General features: G+C 57.8%; 15 protein-coding genes. 8 read left to right on the top strand and 7 right to left on the bottom strand.

Features of this window, described 5'->3' with window-relative positions; translation table 11 throughout:
- Positions 1–12: 12 nt before the first annotated feature.
- Positions 13–1284, bottom strand: a complete 1272-nt coding sequence (locus tag JL015_RS00135) for an efflux RND transporter periplasmic adaptor subunit (RefSeq protein WP_201016914.1) — start codon at positions 1282–1284, stop codon at positions 13–15.
- A 56-nt stretch (positions 1285–1340) separates the two neighbouring features.
- Positions 1341–2576: a TolC family protein gene (locus JL015_RS00130; RefSeq protein WP_201017197.1), complete on the bottom strand. Its 1236-nt coding sequence runs from the start codon at positions 2574–2576 to the stop codon at positions 1341–1343.
- A 369-nt stretch (positions 2577–2945) separates the two neighbouring features.
- Here JL015_RS00130 and JL015_RS00125 point away from each other — a divergent pair, with 369 nt between their 5' ends.
- The 4 genes from JL015_RS00125 to JL015_RS00110 all read left to right on the top strand — a co-directional run bounded on the left by JL015_RS00125 (position 2946) and on the right by JL015_RS00110 (position 8166).
- Entirely contained in the window at positions 2946–3620 is a 675-nt protein-coding gene (locus JL015_RS00125; RefSeq protein ID WP_201016913.1) for a heavy metal response regulator transcription factor, read from the top strand.
- Positions 3617–4987, top strand: coding sequence for a heavy metal sensor histidine kinase (locus tag JL015_RS00120; RefSeq protein WP_201016912.1), 1371 nt, complete (start codon positions 3617–3619; stop codon positions 4985–4987). Before JL015_RS00125 ends, JL015_RS00120 begins: the two co-directional genes overlap by 4 nt.
- 289 nt (positions 4988–5276) lie before the next feature.
- Positions 5277–6899, top strand: a complete 1623-nt coding sequence (locus JL015_RS00115; RefSeq protein WP_201016911.1) for a methyl-accepting chemotaxis protein — start codon at positions 5277–5279, stop codon at positions 6897–6899.
- A 70-nt stretch (positions 6900–6969) separates the two neighbouring features.
- Positions 6970–8166, top strand: a complete 1197-nt coding sequence (locus JL015_RS00110; RefSeq protein WP_201016910.1) for an HD-GYP domain-containing protein — start codon at positions 6970–6972, stop codon at positions 8164–8166.
- A 105-nt stretch (positions 8167–8271) separates the two neighbouring features.
- On the opposite strand, the gene JL015_RS00105 is transcribed toward JL015_RS00110, so the two are convergent.
- On the bottom strand, positions 8272–8652 hold the full coding sequence (locus tag JL015_RS00105) for a RidA family protein (protein WP_201000316.1): 381 nt from the start codon (positions 8650–8652) through the stop codon (positions 8272–8274).
- Between the two features lie 203 nt (positions 8653–8855).
- Between JL015_RS00105 and JL015_RS00100 the strand changes: the two genes are divergently transcribed.
- The 4 genes from JL015_RS00100 to JL015_RS00085 all read left to right on the top strand — a co-directional run bounded on the left by JL015_RS00100 (position 8856) and on the right by JL015_RS00085 (position 13424).
- Entirely contained in the window at positions 8856–10208 is a 1353-nt protein-coding gene (locus JL015_RS00100; RefSeq protein ID WP_201016909.1) for a cation:proton antiporter, read from the top strand.
- Positions 10209–10297: 89 nt separating this feature from the next.
- Positions 10298–11296 (top strand): GTP 3',8-cyclase MoaA, encoded by a 999-nt coding sequence (gene moaA, locus JL015_RS00095; RefSeq protein WP_201000314.1) that lies wholly within the window; start codon positions 10298–10300, stop codon positions 11294–11296.
- 154 nt (positions 11297–11450) lie between these two features.
- A complete protein-coding gene (locus JL015_RS00090) occupies positions 11451–11873 on the top strand; it encodes a PAS domain-containing protein (protein ID WP_201000313.1) in 423 nt (140 codons plus the stop codon).
- Between the two features lie 6 nt (positions 11874–11879).
- Positions 11880–13424 (top strand): flavodoxin domain-containing protein, encoded by a 1545-nt coding sequence (locus tag JL015_RS00085; RefSeq protein WP_201016908.1) that lies wholly within the window; start codon positions 11880–11882, stop codon positions 13422–13424.
- 4 nt (positions 13425–13428) lie between these two features.
- Here the strand turns inward: JL015_RS00085 and JL015_RS00080 are convergent, their stop codons facing one another.
- From JL015_RS00080 to JL015_RS00065, 4 genes are all read right to left on the bottom strand, one after another.
- On the bottom strand, positions 13429–13938 hold the full coding sequence (locus JL015_RS00080; protein WP_201016907.1) for a chalcone isomerase family protein: 510 nt from the start codon (positions 13936–13938) through the stop codon (positions 13429–13431).
- A gap of 184 nt (positions 13939–14122) precedes the next feature.
- Positions 14123–14734 (bottom strand): peroxidase-related enzyme, encoded by a 612-nt coding sequence (locus tag JL015_RS00075; RefSeq protein ID WP_201017196.1) that lies wholly within the window; start codon positions 14732–14734, stop codon positions 14123–14125.
- A gap of 542 nt (positions 14735–15276) precedes the next feature.
- Positions 15277–16542, bottom strand: a complete 1266-nt coding sequence (locus tag JL015_RS00070) for an acyl-CoA thioesterase/BAAT N-terminal domain-containing protein (RefSeq protein ID WP_201016906.1) — start codon at positions 16540–16542, stop codon at positions 15277–15279.
- Positions 16542–18104, bottom strand: coding sequence for an ABC transporter substrate-binding protein (locus tag JL015_RS00065; protein WP_201016905.1), 1563 nt, complete (start codon positions 18102–18104; stop codon positions 16542–16544). Before JL015_RS00065 ends, JL015_RS00070 begins: the two co-directional genes overlap by 1 nt.
- Positions 18105–18121 lie beyond the last annotated feature (17 nt).

Here is an 18121-nt window from a genome sequence, read left to right as displayed (position 1 = left end):
GTGCGTAGCGGATCAATGGGCATGCTCGGCCGAGCCCTTGCCCAGCTCCGACTTGAGGACGAAACTGCCGGCGGTTGCGACTTGTGTATCGACTGCCAGCCCCTTGAGAACCTCCACATACCCGCTGTCGCTACGCCCGAGCGTGACAGGCTGGACCTGGAACCCCTGGGGTATACGTACAAAGACAGAAGGTTTTTCTTCGATTGTCTGAATCGCTTCCTCGGGAATGCTGATCGCGACCTCGCTGGTCTGAGCCGCCACGGCGATGGAAACGAATAATCCGGGACGCCAGGCGCCCTGCGGATTGGCAAGCTTCACCCGCACCGTTGCCGCCCTGCTCTGCTCGCCCAGCAGGTTACCGACATAGCTCACCTGGCCTTCGACCTCGGCATTCATGTCCGGTGAACTGACCTTGACCTTGCGCCCCACAACCACCTTGTCCAGATCCTTGGGAGTCACACCGAACGTGGCCCAGACACGCGACAGATCCGAAAGCGTGAAAGCGTTGCTGCTCTCGCTCACGACCTCGCCAAGCCCCATATGCTTTTCCACGACCACGGCATCGAAGGGCGCGACGAGTTCATAGCGATTTCCGCTGGCATTGCCCGCTGCGCCCATGGCACTGACTTTCTGTCGGGCATTGGTCAGAGCGATTTCCGCCTCCTGCAAGGCCTGACGAGCCTGCTGGTAATCCTGCTCGGCAGAGATCTTGTCTTCCCAGAGTTTTTTCTCGCGCTGAAATGTCAGGCGGGACAGTTCGACCCGGCGCTGGGCGGCGCTCAATTCACTGCGCTGTTCCGAAACCTGCTGGCTGGCAATCACCGCCAGGACCTGGCCTTTTCTGACCTGCTGCCCCAGATCGGCCTTCACCTCCTCCACGACACCGCTGACCCTTGGCACCACATGCGAAGTGCGATCCTCATCGAAGCGGATTTCACCGGGAAACGAGACGGTAGTGTTCATCTGGCGAGGGGCTGCAACACTCAGCTCTATGCCCGCGGCCTTGATCTGAGCCTCGCTCAACTCCAGCAAGCCGTCCTCTTCATGGCCTTCATCGCCATGGTCATCCTTTTCTGCCGGCTTGGCCTTCTGCGCTTTGCCATGATCGTCATGCTCTTCCCCTTCATGACCTTGTTCATGGGCGTGAGACGATTCCTTCTCGTCTTCATGGGCATGATCGGAAGAAGCGTTGGAGAAAGACTGACCGCCGCCGATGGCCAGACTGCCCAGGCCAATGAGGACCACCACTGCCGTCACAGCGGCAATGTTGCGTTTGTTATTCATGAGTACTCCTGATTGGCCATCCTGAGCTTGACGCCCGTGTCGCTGGCCACCGCTGGCTATTGAAGTTGAGTGAGAAAACGGCCCGAATCGCCGTAGATGCGTTCGATGGCAACCCGTGCATCAGCCGCACGGGCCAACGACTCCAGGTATTGGCTGCGTGCAGCAATCAAGGTGCGCTGCGCATCGAGCACTTCAAGAAAACCGAACTTGCCCATCTCGAATCCACGGGTCGCGGTATCGACGGCTTGTTGAGCGGCCGGCAGGATGACCTTGGTGAACGACTCGGCCTCTTGGGCTGCCGTGTCCCACTGATCCAGCGCAAGTTGCGTCTGGGTACGCAGCTTCAACTCAACGGAGTTGCGCAGGTCACGGGACTGATCGGCCCGGCGTGCTGCCGCCAGGACATTGCCCTGATTGCGGTCGAACAGTGGAATCGGCACGGAAAAGCCGACGACATTGACCCGCTCGCGTTCCTCTCGACTGTATTGGCTGCCCACGCTGACGGTGAGATTGGGAATGCGTTGCGCCTTCTGTGAACCCAGTTGCGCTTCGCCCAGTGCTATGCGCGTTTCAGCCAGGCGCAGCTCGGCGGTCTGCTTGATTTCATTCAACAGGGTCGGCGCGTGAGGCGCCTTGCCCGGCGACAGGTTCGGGGATTGCAGACGCTCGAAAGAGCTCTGCGACTGGCCCATGATCCGGGACAGTTCACGCCAGGCGCCCGACTTGGCGATCTGAGCCTGACGCACCTGCAAACGGGTTTCGGCCAGTTGCACCTGAGCGCGAGTGGCTTCTACAGGCGACGATTTGCCGGCACGAATCCGGCCTTCGGCAACCTGAAGCCCGCGCTCGGCCAAGGCCTGGGACTCCAGCGCAAGATCCAGCCCGGCCTGCGCCCGCAAGGCAGCAAAAAAGGCCTGGACCACATCGCCGCGTAAAGCGTTGCCACGTTGTTCAAGTTCAAGTGCAGCGACATCCTGGGCGCGGCTGGCGACATCGATCCGGGCACCTCGCTTGCCACCCAGTTCCAGTGCCTGACTGATGGCGATGGTCGTGGTGCTGGTCGCCTTGCGGGTGTCTTCCATCTCCCATGACAACTCGGGGTTGGGTATCAATCCTGCCTGCTGCCTTTCCCCCTGGGCGATGTCGATTTCCCTGCGAGCGGCAGCCAGATCCGGGTTCATGGAAAAGGCTGTGTCCAGCGCTTCGGAAAGATTGATGACCTGTGCTTGTGCAGCCGTCGCGCTCTGGCTGCAAGCCGCCAGGAACAGCACACAGGCAAGGCCCATTTTCATTCTGCCGGGCTTGCTGCCCGGTGGACTGTTCAAGATTCGATAGCCGCGCACGTTGTACTTCCCCACTTGCATAAATCCACGCCTGATCGGCGATTGCACCGGCAAGCATGTGCTGCCGAGGTTGACGCAGGGACTTTAGGGAATCGCAGTTATCAGTGGGGTTGCTGGAAAATTACAATTTCGTTATCTGCAAAAAGCACGAGACTTTGGCCTTAAAGTAATCCACGAAATCAGGTTGACCCTGTAGCCGCTACAGACTCCAGAATCCTGCACGCCAGCATCTTGCAATGAAAAAACGCACTCACGAATAGCCTTCCAGGGTATTGGAGATTATTCACTCACCGATTTACTCAAACAGGATATTCAACCATGCGAATCCTTGTGGTCGAGGACGAGCCGAAAACTGCCGAGTACATGCATCAGGGCCTGACCGAAAGCGGCTATATCGTCGATATCGCCGCAACAGGAATTGACGGCCTTTGCCTGGCACAACAACAGATCTATGACGTTGTCATTCTGGACATCAACCTGCCTGGCATGGATGGCTGGGATGTCCTGGCACAACTGCGCAAGACCAGTAACACCCGGGTCATGATCGTGACCGCCCGTGGTCGCCTCGATGAAAAGATCAAAGGCCTGGAATCGGGAGCGGACGACTATCTGGTCAAGCCCTTCGAGTTTCCTGAACTGCTTGCAAGGATTCGCACCCTGATGCGACGCAGCGATCAGGCCAACGTGCCTCAGGTGTTGCAGGTAGCGGACCTGGAACTCGATCAGGGCCGGCATCGTGCATTCCGGGGCAAGCAGCGTATTGACCTGACGACCAAGGAGTTCGCCCTTCTGCATTTGTTGATGCGTCACAGCGGCGAGGTTCTGTCGCGCACTCAGATCATTTCCCTGGTGTGGGACATGAACTTCGATTGCGATACCAACGTGGTTGAAGTTTCCATCCGCCGCCTGCGGGCCAAGATCGATGACCCGTTCGACAACAAGCTGATCCATACCCTGCGCGGCGTGGGTTATGTGCTGGAGTCCCGCGAATGAAACCCACGCGGCTGTCCATGCAACTGGGGCTGACCGTCAGCCTGATGTGCGCCATCCTGGTCATCGTCATGGCGACCCTGGCCTCGCTGGCCATCTCGCGCCAACTGGATCTGCGCGCCACCAACAGCCTGGAAGAAAAGCTCAAGCAGATCGAGCACAGCCTGGCCGAGACGGCCAGCAGAGCGGATATCATGCTCAACCCTCATAACCTGCGTGACCAGATCATGGGCCATGACGATTTCAGTCTGGCGATCATCGATCCTGACGATCCAACTCATGTGCTGTTCAACATGGGTCATGCAACGGCAGCGCAGATTCTGGCCATGAACGCCGACAGCCAGAGCAACGGCAAGGTACTGATTGCCTCAAGGCTGGTGCCATTGCGCGATAAACAGAGGGTAACCGTCCTGTTGTCTCTCGACCGGCAAAGCGATATTGCCTTGCTGAAGTCTTATATGACCTCGACCCTGATCGCCTTGCCGCTGATTCTGCTTCTGGTCGGCGCGGTCGCCTGGTGGGTGGTGCATCGCGGCCTCAAACCGCTGCGGGCCTTTCGCAAGGTGGCGCAAATGATATCGGCACGCGACCTCACGCATCGGGTAAAGACCAGCGACCTGCCTGACGAACTGAGCAATCTGGCCCATGCGATCAATTTCATGCTGCACCGTCTGGACAGCGATGTTCAGCAGTTGACGCAGTTCTCTGACGATCTGGCCCATGAACTTCGCTCGCCCATGAACAACCTGATGGGCAAGGCCCAGGTGACGCTTTCCAGGGAGAGACCGCCCGGCGAATACAAGCAGGTGCTTGAATCCTGTACCGAAGAGCTGGAGCGCATGTCGCGCATGGTGTCCCAGATGCTGTTCCTGGCCAGCGTCAGCCAGCCCCTGGCCCCCATAGCCTTCACGCGGATCGATCTGGCGGAAGAAGTGGACAAGGTAGTCGAACTGTTTGCCTTGTCGGCTGAAGAAAAGGCCATTTCCCTACAGGTAACCGGGCACGCACGAATAAACGGCGAGCGTCTGATGATCCAGCGGGCCATCTCGAACCTGCTCTCCAACGCCATAAGGCACAGCCCTGAAGGAAGCACAATCGACATCAGCCTTGAACAGCAACAGGATCGGGTTTCGCTCCACGTCGGCAACACCGGTGAGGGTATCGAGGCCGAACATCTGCCACGCCTGTTCGACCGCTTTTACCGGGTCCATGCCAGCCGTTCGCGGCATCAGGGCGGTACCGGGTTGGGACTGGCAATCGTACGCTCCATCATGAGCCTGCATGAAGGGCATGTAACAGTGCAAAGTACACCGGGAACTTATACCTGTTTCAGCATGATATTTCCTGCCACGGATCAATCCGCCGCTTAATTATTGACGGCAAATTAATGACACTCTATAAAACATTCCCATTCACTTAAATATGAAACTTTATAACCCTTCATAGCGATAGACAGTTGGCGTCGACACTGCCTATCGCATCCTCACGTCTACTTTCAGGAAAACTTGAATTAATAGATTCAATTGATAGTGCATTTACGCAATAAAAGTTTTCTTTGCCCACTATGTTTTTTTCACATCACAGCACCTACAGTGATATCACGTTGCCACGCGATCGATTGTTGGCTGCTGCTCTAACAGGGGCAAAGAGGATCCAAAAATGAAAATAAGAAATATCCGGTTGAATACGCGCGCCCTTCTCAGTTTCGGCCTTATATGCCTGCTTCTCATAGGCTTGGGAGGAACTGTTCTTTACAAGATGGATAGCCTCCATAACTCCGTACGCAAGTTGCAGACCGACCTGCTGCCCAGCGTAAGACAGGCTGGAAGAATCGAGACCGCAGGCCTGCTCTACCGCCTGGATGCCCGGCGATTCGTGATGGATGAAGACCGGCAGAGCAGCGCCTCTCTGGACAAGTTGAAAGGTCTGAAAAACACACTGATTCAGATGACCGACAACTATGCCCCCATGGTATCCAACGACACCGAAGAGCAGGTCTATCGTCAGGTCAAAGCCAATGCTCAGGCCTATATCGCCAAGATCGATGAGTTGATGGAACTCAGCAAGACCAAGACCAACAACGAACTCTTCGTCTTTATCCGGGACACCAGCAGCCCGCAAGCCAAGGCACTGCAATCGTCCATAGAGGCCTTGATAGAGGTCAATGTCAAGATTTCGGAGCAATCAGGCAGCGCAGCAAACACCGCTTATGAAAACGGGGTGACATTCTCGATCGTATTTATTGTCATTGCCGTTATCGTGACAATCCTGGTCGCGACCGTTTTTACCCGCAGTATCGCTCGCCCCGTCAAGGCACTGCTTGAAACCACCCAACGCATTGCCGAAGGTGATTTACACACCCATGTGGAAATTACCGGTGCCGATGAGCTGACAGAGTTGCAAAGTGCAACTGCGACCATGCTCTCCAGCCTGAAAAGTACCATTCAACATATCTCCGATTCCTCCGGCCTTCTGGCTTCGGCGGCAGAGGAAATGAGTTCGATCACTCAGGAGTCGACAAACGGCATCCAGCGTCAATCCATGGAAACCGAACAGGCAGCCACCGCTGTAAATGAGATGACCGCAGCCATTGAAGAGGTCGCCCGCAATGCGGTGTCCGCCTCGGAATCCACTCAGGCCTCGGAACGCTCGGCAAAAACCGGACAGGAATGTGTCAGCAAAACCATCGGCGCGCTCGAAAAACTCAGCGCTACGGTCGACCGCACCAGCACCGAAGTCGAAGGTCTGGCCAATCAGGCGCAGAACATCGCCAAGGTACTGGACGTCATTCGTGCCATTGCAGAGCAGACCAATCTGTTGGCACTCAATGCGGCAATCGAGGCGGCTCGCGCAGGTGAACAAGGCCGCGGCTTCGCAGTGGTGGCTGACGAAGTCCGGGCTCTGGCCCACCGTACTCAATCCTCGACTCAGGAAATCGAGCAGATGATCCAGGGCATCCAGAAGGATTCGACCCTGGCCGTGCAATCGATGAAACAAAGCAGTGAAGAAGCCGATGCGACCTTGCTGATCGCCCAGGAATCCGGGGCCGCAATAAAGGAAATCACTACCGCCATCTCCCAGATCAACGAGCGCAACCTGCTGATCGCCACCGCGTCCGAAGAACAGGCCCATGTGGCGCGATCCGTCGATGAGAACCTGGTCAGCATCAGGAATCTGTCGGTGCAAAGCTCCTCGGCTGCCGATCAGACCTCAACGGCCAGCCATGAGCTTTCCAGGCTGGCTGTCGACCTGAACCGACTGGTTTCCCGGTTCTCCGTTTAACGAACACGTCTGAACAATCAAGGGATGAATGTTCTGCTGATTCACGATCAAGCCAAAGCAGGTATTTATCGTGCTCAAACACATTCCCGTCACCGAGCTTCGTCTCGGCATGTATGTACACGAACTGTGCGACTTGCGCGCCGACCACTCTTTCTGGACCAGCAGCTTTCTGCTCAAGCATGAAAGCGACCTGCAACGCATCCGCAGCTCCAGCATCACCCGACTGTGGATCGATGGCAGCAGAGGCCTCGATATAGAGCCCGTCAACAAGAGCAAGACCCCCTCCTCGCCACCCCGACAGAACCAGCCTTGCGAATTGGCAGAAGAAATCGGCTACGCCAGAGAGCTCTGCCTGCGCTCCAAGGCCGCAGTGGCCCGGATATTCAGCGATGTGCGCATGGGCCGGATCGCCGAGCTGGAAGACATGGGCGACCTGATCGACGACATTTCGGACTCATTGGCGCGCCATCCCGATGCACTGCTCAGCCTGGCACGGTTGAGAAGCGCTGATGAGTACACTTACATGCATTCGGTTGCCGTGGCTGGGTTGATGATTGCCCTGGCTCGTCAACTGGCCTTGCCCGAAAGCCTGGTCAAGGAAGCTGGCCTGGCAGGCCTGCTGCATGATGTCGGCAAGCTGGCAATACCATCGGCCATCCTCAGCAAGCCCGGGAAACTCAGCGACGAAGAGTTTGCAATCGTTCGCAAGCATCCCGAACTCGGCTGTCAGTTGCTGGGTGAAAGCAAACACTTCAGCCCCCGGGTGCTGGATGTATGCCTGCACCACCACGAACGTTTCGATGGCAGCGGCTACCCTGACCGGCTCGCGGGTTCACAGATCAGCCTGTTTGCCAGAATGGGCGCCATTTGCGACGTTTATGACGCCATTACTTCCGATCGCCCCTACAAAGCCTGCTGGAGCCCGGCCGAATCGATCAGCAGAATGGCCGAGTGGACCGGGCATTTTGACGAAAAGATCTTCCAGGCCTTCGTCAAATGCGTCGGCATCTACCCGGTGGGCTCACTGGTGCGCCTGGAAAGCGGCAACCTGGGCATCGTGATGGAGCAGAACAAGACTTCGCTGCTGACGCCCAAGGTCAAAGTGTTCTACTCGGCCTTGTGCAAGATGCCCATCGCCCACACCCTGATAGATCTCTCCACACAGGCTGGCGAGGACAGAATCGTCAGCCGCGAATGCGCGAAGAACTGGGGATTCAAGAACCTGGACCATTTGTGGGCGGGGTCGCCTGAAAGCGTGACACATTGAGTCTTTGGCGCCGTAGGAGCGAATTCATTCGCGAGACAGAATTCCAGGCGATGAATCTTTATGGAATGTACTGGCCTTTCGCGAATAAATTCGCTCCTACCGGCGTTATGCCTTGGCGGCCATCGCCGTCACTTCAACGCGCATGCCTTCTACTGCCAATGCCGCCACGCCAACCGCAGCACGCACCGGCCAGGGCTTGGCGAAGAAGCGCTGGTAGACCTCATTGAAAGCAGCACGGTCAGCCATGTCGGTGAGGTAGATGGTCAGGTGCAACACCCGATCCATGGAACTGCCCGCACGTTCCAGCGCAACCTTGAGTGCCTGCAAGGTGCATTCGCTCTGCTCGACGATGCCGCCCAACTCCAGGCTGCCGTCGGCGCGTGTGGGAATCTGGGTGGAAACCAGCAAGCCACCGAAGCCGGCAACGTCGGAAGAAATGGATGTGGCGTCGGGATCGGGGATAAATGTGATGTCCTGGCTGGCCATGGGTACCTTGCTTGAATGAGTAAAAGGGCGGCGTTTATTGAGCAACGCCTTTGACGCGGCAAGTTTACAACGACCGGCCAACAAGCGTCTCACACTCAACGCCCCTCGGCAGCATGCCCCTCCCACTGTCAGATTCTCTCAACTAACCCGTCACCCCACAGTCACAAGACCATACGTCACCCGATTGCGATGGGCATGCCTCTATGAGCTTCACGATCTGCATGACGGTGCTCGGCGCGTTGTTGATGCTGCTGGCACTGACCTCATCCTTCTTGCGCTGGTTGCCGGTCACGACATCGGCGGTGTGCCTGGCGTTCGGTTTCGCGATTGGGCCGATGGGGCTGGAGATGCTGAAGCTGGATGTCCATGAAGCCAGACACTGGCTGGAACGTCTGACCGAGGTTGCAGTGCTGTTTTCGCTGTTCAATACCGGGATCAAGTTGCGACAGCCACTGCGCAGCAAAGCCTGGCATTCGGCGTATTGGCTGGCCGGGCCGGTGATGCTTGCCACGATTGCTGGTACTTGCCTGGCCGCGCACTACCTGTTCGGTCTGTCATGGGGTATCTCGCTGCTGCTGGGTGCCATGCTTTCGCCCACCGATCCGGTACTGGCGGGGCTGGTGCAGGTGACCAATGCCCAGGATCAGGATCGCTTGCGTTTCGGGCTTTCCGGTGAGGCTGGCATGAACGATGGCACTGCGTTTCCGTTCGTGATCTTTGCCTTGTTGTATATGAGCAATGGCGGTCTGGAAGCCGGATGGGTTCAGCACTGGGCAGTCAAGAGCCTGGTCTGGGGCGTGCCGGCCGGCATGTTGATCGGTTACGGCATGGGCCGTGGCGTCGGGCATCTGATGATCTTCCTGCGGATCAGGAATGCAGACAGCACGACCTCACCCAATGATTTCCTGGCTCTGGCCTTGATTGCCTTGTCTTACGTGGTTGCAGAAGGCGCAGGTGCCTTTGGTTTTCTCTCGGTATTCGCGGCCGGGTTCGGCTTGAGGCAGGCCGAAGCACGCATCACTCAATCCCATTTGCCCTCCGAGCATGTAGCCCAACCGGTGATTGGCCATATGACCGCCAATCAGGAAAAGGCCACAGTCGCCGAGAGCGAGGACCTGAGCGAGTCGCAATTGGCCGCCGGGATCATGATGGGCGATATGCTGGCATTCGGCAGTCTGATCGAACGTTCGATGGAAGTGCTTTTGATTACCCTGCTGGGCGCGGCACTGGCGTTGTACTGGGACTGGCGGGCCATCGGCCTTGGCCTGGCGCTGTTCTGCATCATTCGCCCGGCCAGCGTCTGGCTTTTGGTGAGCCGACGCCTGCTGGACCGTCGGCAAAAGGCGCTGGTCGGCTGGTTTGGCATACGCGGAATCGGCAGTCTGTATTATCTGTGTTTTGCCTTGACCCACGGTTTACCGCAAGATGCAGTACATACCGCCATTGGCATGACCTTGTCGGTAGTTGCATTGAGTATCCTACTGCATGGCATTAGCATCCAGCCATTGCTGGAGCATTACGAGCGCCGCTCGGCGAGCGCTGGCAAGACGCCATAGATCCAGTCGATCATGTCATCATCACAAGCGATTGGACTGCGGCAATTGGACTCAGCAAGCTTGCACCTACAGCATATTGAGAAGGTGAGATGTCAGATCCCGTCCTGATGGACCGTTTTGCACGCAAAGTCGATTATCTGCGCATGTCGGTGACCGACCGGTGCGATTTTCGTTGCGTGTACTGTATGGCCGAAGAGATGACATTCCTGCCTCGGCAACAGATCCTGTCGCTGGAGGAAATCCATCAGGTCGCCGAGCGCTTCGTGGCTCTGGGCACCCGCAAGATTCGCCTCACCGGTGGCGAGCCGCTGGTGCGCTCCGGTATTGTCGACCTGTGCAAGCGTATCGCCGCCCTGCCCGGCCTGCGCGAACTGTGCATGACCACCAACGGCTCGCAACTGGACAAACTGGCCTCGCCACTGTTCGATGCCGGGGTTACGCGCCTCAACATCAGCCTCGACAGTCTGGACCCGCAACGTTTCCGGGAAATGACACGCACTGGTGATCTGAACAAGGTCATCGCCGGGATCGACGCCGCGAATGCCGCAGGCTTCACCCACACCAAGCTCAATTGCGTGGTGATGCGTGGCCGCAACGATCACGAGATCAATGATCTGCTGGCCTTTGCCATCGATCGCAAGCTGGATGTTTCCTTCATTGAAGAAATGCCGCTGGGCATCATCAGCGAGCACAGCCGTGCCGAGGCATTTTACTCAAGCGATCAGGTTCGCGAACGCATCGCCGAGCGCTACACACTGGTTGCGTCCACGGACTCCACTCAAGGTCCGTCGCGCTACTGGCGTCTGGCAGAAGCCCCTGATATCCGCATTGGCTTCATTTCCCCCCATAGCCATAACTTCTGCGGCACCTGCAACCGCGTGCGCCTGACGGTGGAAGGCCGGCTGCTGCTGTGCCTGGGCAACGAGCATTCGGTTGACCTCAAAGCCGTGCTGCGGGCCAACCCCGGCCAGCCCCACAAGCTGGAAAAAGCCATAGTCGATGCCATGCAGCTCAAGCCGTGGAGTCATAACTTCACACTTGATGACGATGTACAGGTCGTGCGCTTCATGAATATGACTGGCGGCTAGTCAATATGACATCAAAAGTCATATTGACTCCATGACGAAACAGGTCATAAAGACACCAACCCAATAAAACCGCTGATTTTATTGGGTTTTTTATTTGGCATGGAAGTTGAAATACCAGAGGAAAGATCACCACTCTCTCTTCTGGAGATTCACGATGCAAAGCCCGATTACCACCAAGGTTCTGGATGCTCTCGATAAGGTCATGGTCATTTCCACCACCGACCTGCAAGGCAATATCACTTACGTCAACGATCTGTTCTGCAAGCTGACAGGCTACGAGCGTGAAGAGCTGGTCGGTCAGCCACACAGCATCGTGCGTCACCCCGCCGTACCGAAAAGTACCTACAAGGCCATGTGGGATACCATCAAGAAAGGCGAAATCTGGACAGGCGTAATCCCTAACGTTGCCAAGACCGGCGGCCTGTATGTGGTCGATACCACAGTGCAACCGGTGTTCGATGAGCAAGGCAATATTGTCGAGTACATCAGCATCCGCCGCGTCATCAACGATCTGATGGGTGACTTCGAGGCGCTGGAGTTCTCCAAGGAACAGTTCGACGAATACTACGACCGGTAAACTGCCATGAACGTCGAACGAGTCTTTATCGGTTACGGGTCCGAATCGGGCAATGCCCGCGGGCTGGCACAGCGTCTGGAATGCCTGCCCTTTCTGCAACGTTATGCGCCGCAAGCCCGGGAACTCAATAGCCTGGACCTGGAACAGATGACGGCGACCGACCTGCTGCTGGTCGTGTCGAGCTCGTTCGGTGACGGGGAACCGCCAGCCAATGCCGAGCGGTTCCTTGAGCAGGCTGTGCAGGCCAGCAACATGGCTGGCCTGCGTTACGCAATCTTCGGGCTGGGCGACACCGCCTACCCGACCTTCTGCGGTTTTACCAGGACGCTGGACACCCTCCTGTCGAGCAGGAACGCAATGCCGGTGATCAACCGCGTCGATGCAGATACCGATTTCGAGGGCTTCTTTGCGACATGGTCCAGGGTGCTCGACTCGGTACTGCAAGGCGATAGCCAGGCTGGCGCCACCTTGCACCTGCAAGTCGTCGCCTATGGTGAGAAAACGGCTTATCCGGCCAGCATTCTTGAACAGCGGCGCTTGAATCAGAGCCCGCCTTACGCGCACCACATCAGATTCAATATCCAGGGCAGCGGTATCAAGTACCGCGCCGGAGACAACCTGTACGTTCTGGCCGAAAACGCGCCCGAACAACTCGCCGCCCTTGCCCGCTGGTTCGATGACGAACAGGCCCGCACATGCCTGGCCAACAAGGAGTTGCGTCAGATCGGCAAGTCAGTCCTGAGGGATATCGCCAAGGCGAGCGGCAACGATGAGCTGAAAAGCCTGCTGAAAATCAGCCATCGCAAGCTGCTGGATGAATACCTGCACGGCAAGGACATTCTGGATGTGCTCGACGACTTCTGCGAACCCGGATGCTTTACAGTCCAGGAGCTTGCCCACTGGTTGCCCGACAATTTACCCAGGGCTTATTCGATTGCATCTCATAGCCACCCCGATTACGTGGACTTGTGTATCAGGGAAGTGGCCTACAGCCTCGCCGGGCGCGAACGAAAAGGAACCGCCACCGGTTTTCTCACTGGGCAACCTCAAGCCGTGAACATCTTTGCCCGCAGCAACCCCCGCTTCCATCTGCCGGACGGTGTGAGCCATCCGCTGATCCTGATCGGGACCGGCACAGGCATCGCGCCCCTGATCGGCTTGCTGGAACAGTTGGAGAACGAAGCCGCAAACCCGACGACCTGCCTGGTTTTCGGCGATCGGCATCAGGCCTCGGATTTTCTCTATCGGGAGCGGATCGAGCACTGGCAGACTCAAGGCGTGCTGGACCATGTGCTGACCGCCTTCTCACGAGACAACGAAGCCCGCTATTACGTGCAGGACGCGCTGGTGGAACATAGTCATATCATCTGGGACTTGCTGAATCAGGGGGCGCATCTGTATCTGTGCGGTAACAAGGCCAACCTGGAGTGTTCCATCTGTGAAGCACTGGTAAGCATTGCACGCTCGGCGGGCCGTCTCGATATCGAGACAGCCGAGGGGTTTGTCAGGCAGTTACTGAACGACGGAAGGATTCACAAGGAGCTTTACTGACCCGTCATTTGCCAAGCAACTGCTCGCGCAAATCCGGATTACGGGTCTTGGGGTCCAGCCAGATGGCAAAGAACGCTTTGGCGAACTCGCTATCCTGGACCACATGCTGCAATTTTGCGCCGACATAAAAACGTGCCTCACGTCCCGGCAGGTAAACACCGGTGATCTTCATGCCCGGCTCGACATCGACGAAAGACTGCTGCATCTGCTGACGCCACACCGACAATTGCTCCTCGCTGACGGACGAGCCGGAAATACGCTGGATTTCATCGATGCTGGCGTCAACCAGCTCGTCCCGGTCGATGGAGCGGTGGTAAGTGAGTTCCAGCGCCATGGGGGAGTCAGCCAGGAACGGCTTCGCAGGCGTCCACAAACGGGCGGAGTAGATACGTAATCCGAAAAAACGGAAATCGCCGGAACCGACGACACGAGAATCAGGCAAGGCTTCACGCCAATCGGCAAATGCGCTGCCGCTTAGCATAAGCGCCAGCAGCAACCAACGCGGCGCGATCATGTACGGCCTCTGTGCTCCTGCCGGACAAGACCGACAGGTAAAAATAGGAAGAGCCAGCGGCGTGGTCTATACCGTAAACGGCAATGTCAGCGCCACACCGACTGGCTCTGCTGTAAAATTTATACTACAGCGGTAATTTTGTACAACACTCGGACAATATTTTTATCACATATGAAACAGATTCTTACACTGGAGTGTAGACCGGCTCGCCCAGATTGAGCATCAGCCGGTTGGCCCAGGCAAAAATGGAGATGGCGTGGATCAGATCCAGTACCTGTCCATCGTCGAGCCCCTGCTCACGTAACGGCCTGATATGTTCAGCGCCCAGTGACGCCGGTTCCCGGGTAAGATCAATGGCAAAACGCACGATAGCCTTTTCCCGTTCAGTCGTACCAGCGGTCTGCGGATCGGCAAATACCTGGGCAATCACATCATTGCGCTTGGCCAGTTGCTCGAAACGCTGGGCATGCACCGACGCGCAATACACACACTGGTTGATACGCGACACGACAGTGCTGGCCAGCTCGCGCTCGGCACGGGACAGACCACCTGGCGCGTACATGATCGCGTTGAACGCTGCGGAGCGCTGACGCAGGATCTGCGGCTGGTGAATCAGCGTCAGGTAGTAATCCGAAGTCTTGGCCTGCGGATGGCTCTCTTCCAGAACGGCCAGTTGCTCAGCGTCAGCCTGAGTCAGGTCAAGGGTATTGAGCCAGGACGTCCAGCCCAGAGTGCGACTGGTAAAACCCTGAATGTCGAGAGGCTCGCTGCCAACGGCACCCGGCTCTTGCTGCACAGGCACATCTGGCACAGATTCGACGCCGACATGAGCTGCAGAGAGGGCCGAAAGGCCTGACGTGAGGCGGACCTGATAAGCAATAAACGCCAACAGTTGCGCAATGACAACGACCGATGGCGTATCCAGGCCAGAAGCTTGCAGAGCTGCCAGGGCTTCACGGTCACCCTCTACCGGATTGACAGTCAGCCGACGGGTGAACTCCAGCATGCCTTGCAAACGTACCGAGGCAAAAGCCTCGGGGAGAACGGGATTCAGCGCACCGAGCCAACTCTCAGGCAATTGTGCTTGCTGCAAACGGGCCAGATAGAAATCGGCCAACGCCTGCTGAGCGCTCAACTGACAGGCGTACAACGCCAGCAATAGCCGCTCTTCCAGAGGCAGGCTGGTGTTCAGGGAAGGATCGAAAATCGTCTCGAAGCTGCCTTGGGTAGCCGCTACGACTTTGCCTCGAACCTGGCGTACGGCGTAGATTGCGCTGCCGACGTCAAGCCCGGCTGCACGATCAACGATGTCTGCTGAGGCAGAAAGGGTTTCATTACTCATGGTTGTGCCTTATCTAAGTGCTGCGAAACGGCCGCATCGAGAAAAGCGCGGACCGCTTGCCAGGAATGACGGTTGGCTTCGGCGTTCGCGGCAGGTTGGCCGTCATGGCTGTAAGTCGAGGGAATAAAGGGCAAAAGAATGCTATGCCCCGCATCGGGATAATCCAGTCGCTGTACGGGCCATGGATGCTCGGCGGCTTTCAGACTGCTCTCCACCATCTGCCCGTAAAGGCTCGACGGCCAGGCAGCGTCATCGCCAGCAGTCAGCATGATCACTGGCCCGCGGATGTTCTGCACCGGGATACGCGAACGCTCAACTGCCTGTTTGTCCTGCAACGCCGTGGAGATGGATAGCGCATTGCGCCGCCCGGCATCCCGGTCGACCCAGTTGCCGTAAGCGTTGTTGTTCCACAGATGCACCAGAGGCTTGCCCTGATAAAGCCAGGCCGGGCCATCGCGCCCCACTGCCGGGTCGGCAGCAGCCTGTCCGCCATGCACCAGCGCACCGGGCACGTAACCGATCACTGCGTTGACCTTCTCCGGGAACATACTGGCCAACAGCAGCACCAGCTCCCCACCGCGAGACTGGCCGCTGAGTGCGACAAAGCCACCCGCCGGACGTACTTCCTGGCGCAGCCAGTCCAGACCTTCGAGGAAATACTCCAAGGGTGTATTGGAAATGTAGTCGGACAGGCCCGGAGCCTTGAAATAGGCCAGGGCAAAAGCCGCATAGCCCCGCGACGCATAAAGCGCAGCGCGAGGCTCGTTGATTCCGCCGCCGGAGCCGTTGAGTACCATGACCGCAGGATGCGGCCCCGCTCCAGCCGGCAGGAACAGCGTGCCGACCAGGCGACCCGCGCGCACCTCTCGACGACTCACACCAGGCGCCATCAAGCGCTGGGTCAGCTCAGCCGTGGCCTCGCCAGCGGCCGAGCGCAAACTCAAGCGAGTTATCAGTGGCTGATCCATGCGGGCATTGAAGGGCTGTGCAGAAGCGCCCGTCTCAGGCCGCTGGGCCCAGAGCATTCCCATGTCGCTTGTCTGCTGATAATCACCCTTGACCGGAGCGTCACGCTGCAGATCGACTTCACCCTGAGCATTTGCGACGAACTCGGCACTGGCGCGCCAGACGACTTTGCCGCGTAGCGTCTCGCTGCTCAAGAATACCCGCTCATACGGCTCCAGCCCGCCAAGACGAATGTGCCGGGGCTCGTCGAGCAAACCGTCCTCGGGCACGACCTGTATATACGGCGTGACGCTCATCACTTTACCTCGGTAACCATCTGTGCGGCCGTGCGGTCACTGACCAACGGCTCGACCTTCAGGCCCTTTCGCGCCGCCCAGATATTCTGGTAGTGGAACAGCGGGATGATTCCCACATCGTCACTCACGATCTGAGCCGCATCGCGAAGAATTGCCGCACGACGCTCATCATCAAACGCTTCAGTGGCCTTCGCGAGCGCTTGATCGACCTTGGCGTTGCTGTAATGGCCCCAGTTGGAACCGCCCAGCCCTGTGGTCGCATCCGGTGTCGCAAGGATGTTGATCAAGCCATAACTGGCCTCGCCAGTACCGTTACCCCAGGCAATCACACTGACCGCGTACTCGTTCTTGTTGGCACGAGCGGCGTAGACAGCCCAAGGCACCACTTCCAACTGCACCTTTACACCGATTCGCGACCAAAACTGGGCAACGGCCTGCATCGATTCGGGCGCCAGTGGATAGCGATCACCCGGCACGTGTGCAGTCAAACGGAAACCTTCGGGATAACCTGCTTCGCTCAGCAACGCTTTTGCCTTGGCGACATCGAAGGGAATGTCCTTGATTTCCGGGTTGTAGCCAAAGGTGCCAGCGGGCATCCACTGATTCGCCTCGGTGGCGGTGCCCTGCAGAATGCGCTCGGTAATACCCTTGCGGTTGATCGCCAGGGACAAGGCGCGGCGTACACGCGGGTCGCGCAGCGGGTTATCCGCCAGCAGCTTGCCGTCGTTGTCATGGATGAACTCGTTGCTGCCAGCACGCAGGCTCGGCTGAATCAACAAGGCACGCAGCCCTGGATAGGCATACAGGCTGACTTTATCGCTCTTGCTCAGGCGTGCGACATCCGCTGGCGACACCTTGTCGATCACGTCAACGTCACCGGCAAGCAGTGCAGCCGTTCGGGCTGCCGGGTTGGCAATGTAACGGTAGTCAACCTTGTCCCAGTGGGCTGGCGTGCCCCAGAAGGTCGGGTTGCGCTCGAACAGCGCCCGATCCCCGGGAACATAGGAAACGAATCGGTAAGGACCGGTGCCGACCATGGCCTTGCCGCTGTTGTAATCCTCACTGCTGGATACCGAGCCGGTTTTCCGGCTGACCAGGTAGATAGAGTCGATATTGGGCAGCAGGTTGGGGTTGGGAACACTGGTCGTCACGCGCACGGTATAGGCGTCGACCGCCTTGGCCGAAGCGACTGTACGCAGAGCTGCCGCATAGGACGAGAGGCTGCCCGGCACCTTGGGTGCGCGCTCCAGAGAGAACACAACGTCATCGGCGGTGAAAGGCGTGCCGTCCTGCCACTTTACGTCCTGACGCAACTTGAATTCCCAGGTCAGCGGGTCGATCACCTTCCAGCTTTCGGCCAGGCCGGGCAGGACTTTGGTGTCACGGCGTTCCACCAGCGAACCAAACACATGCAAGGCCACCGATCGATCACCGGCATAGTTGTTCAATTGCGGATCCAGGCTCGACACGGGATCGGCGTAGCCGATGCGCAATGTCTCGGCCTGTGCGCCCGCAGCCCCCAGCAAGGCAGCAGTTAACAGCGGCAGAATTTTGAGTTTCATGGCAACTTCCTGAAAAG

This window comes from Pseudomonas cichorii, from assembly GCF_015471405.1.
GTDB classification, from domain to species: Bacteria; Pseudomonadota; Gammaproteobacteria; order Pseudomonadales; family Pseudomonadaceae; genus Aquipseudomonas; species Aquipseudomonas serbiensis.
Note: the sequence above shows the minus strand (reverse complement) of the source record. Positions and strands in the feature narration are given on the sequence as shown.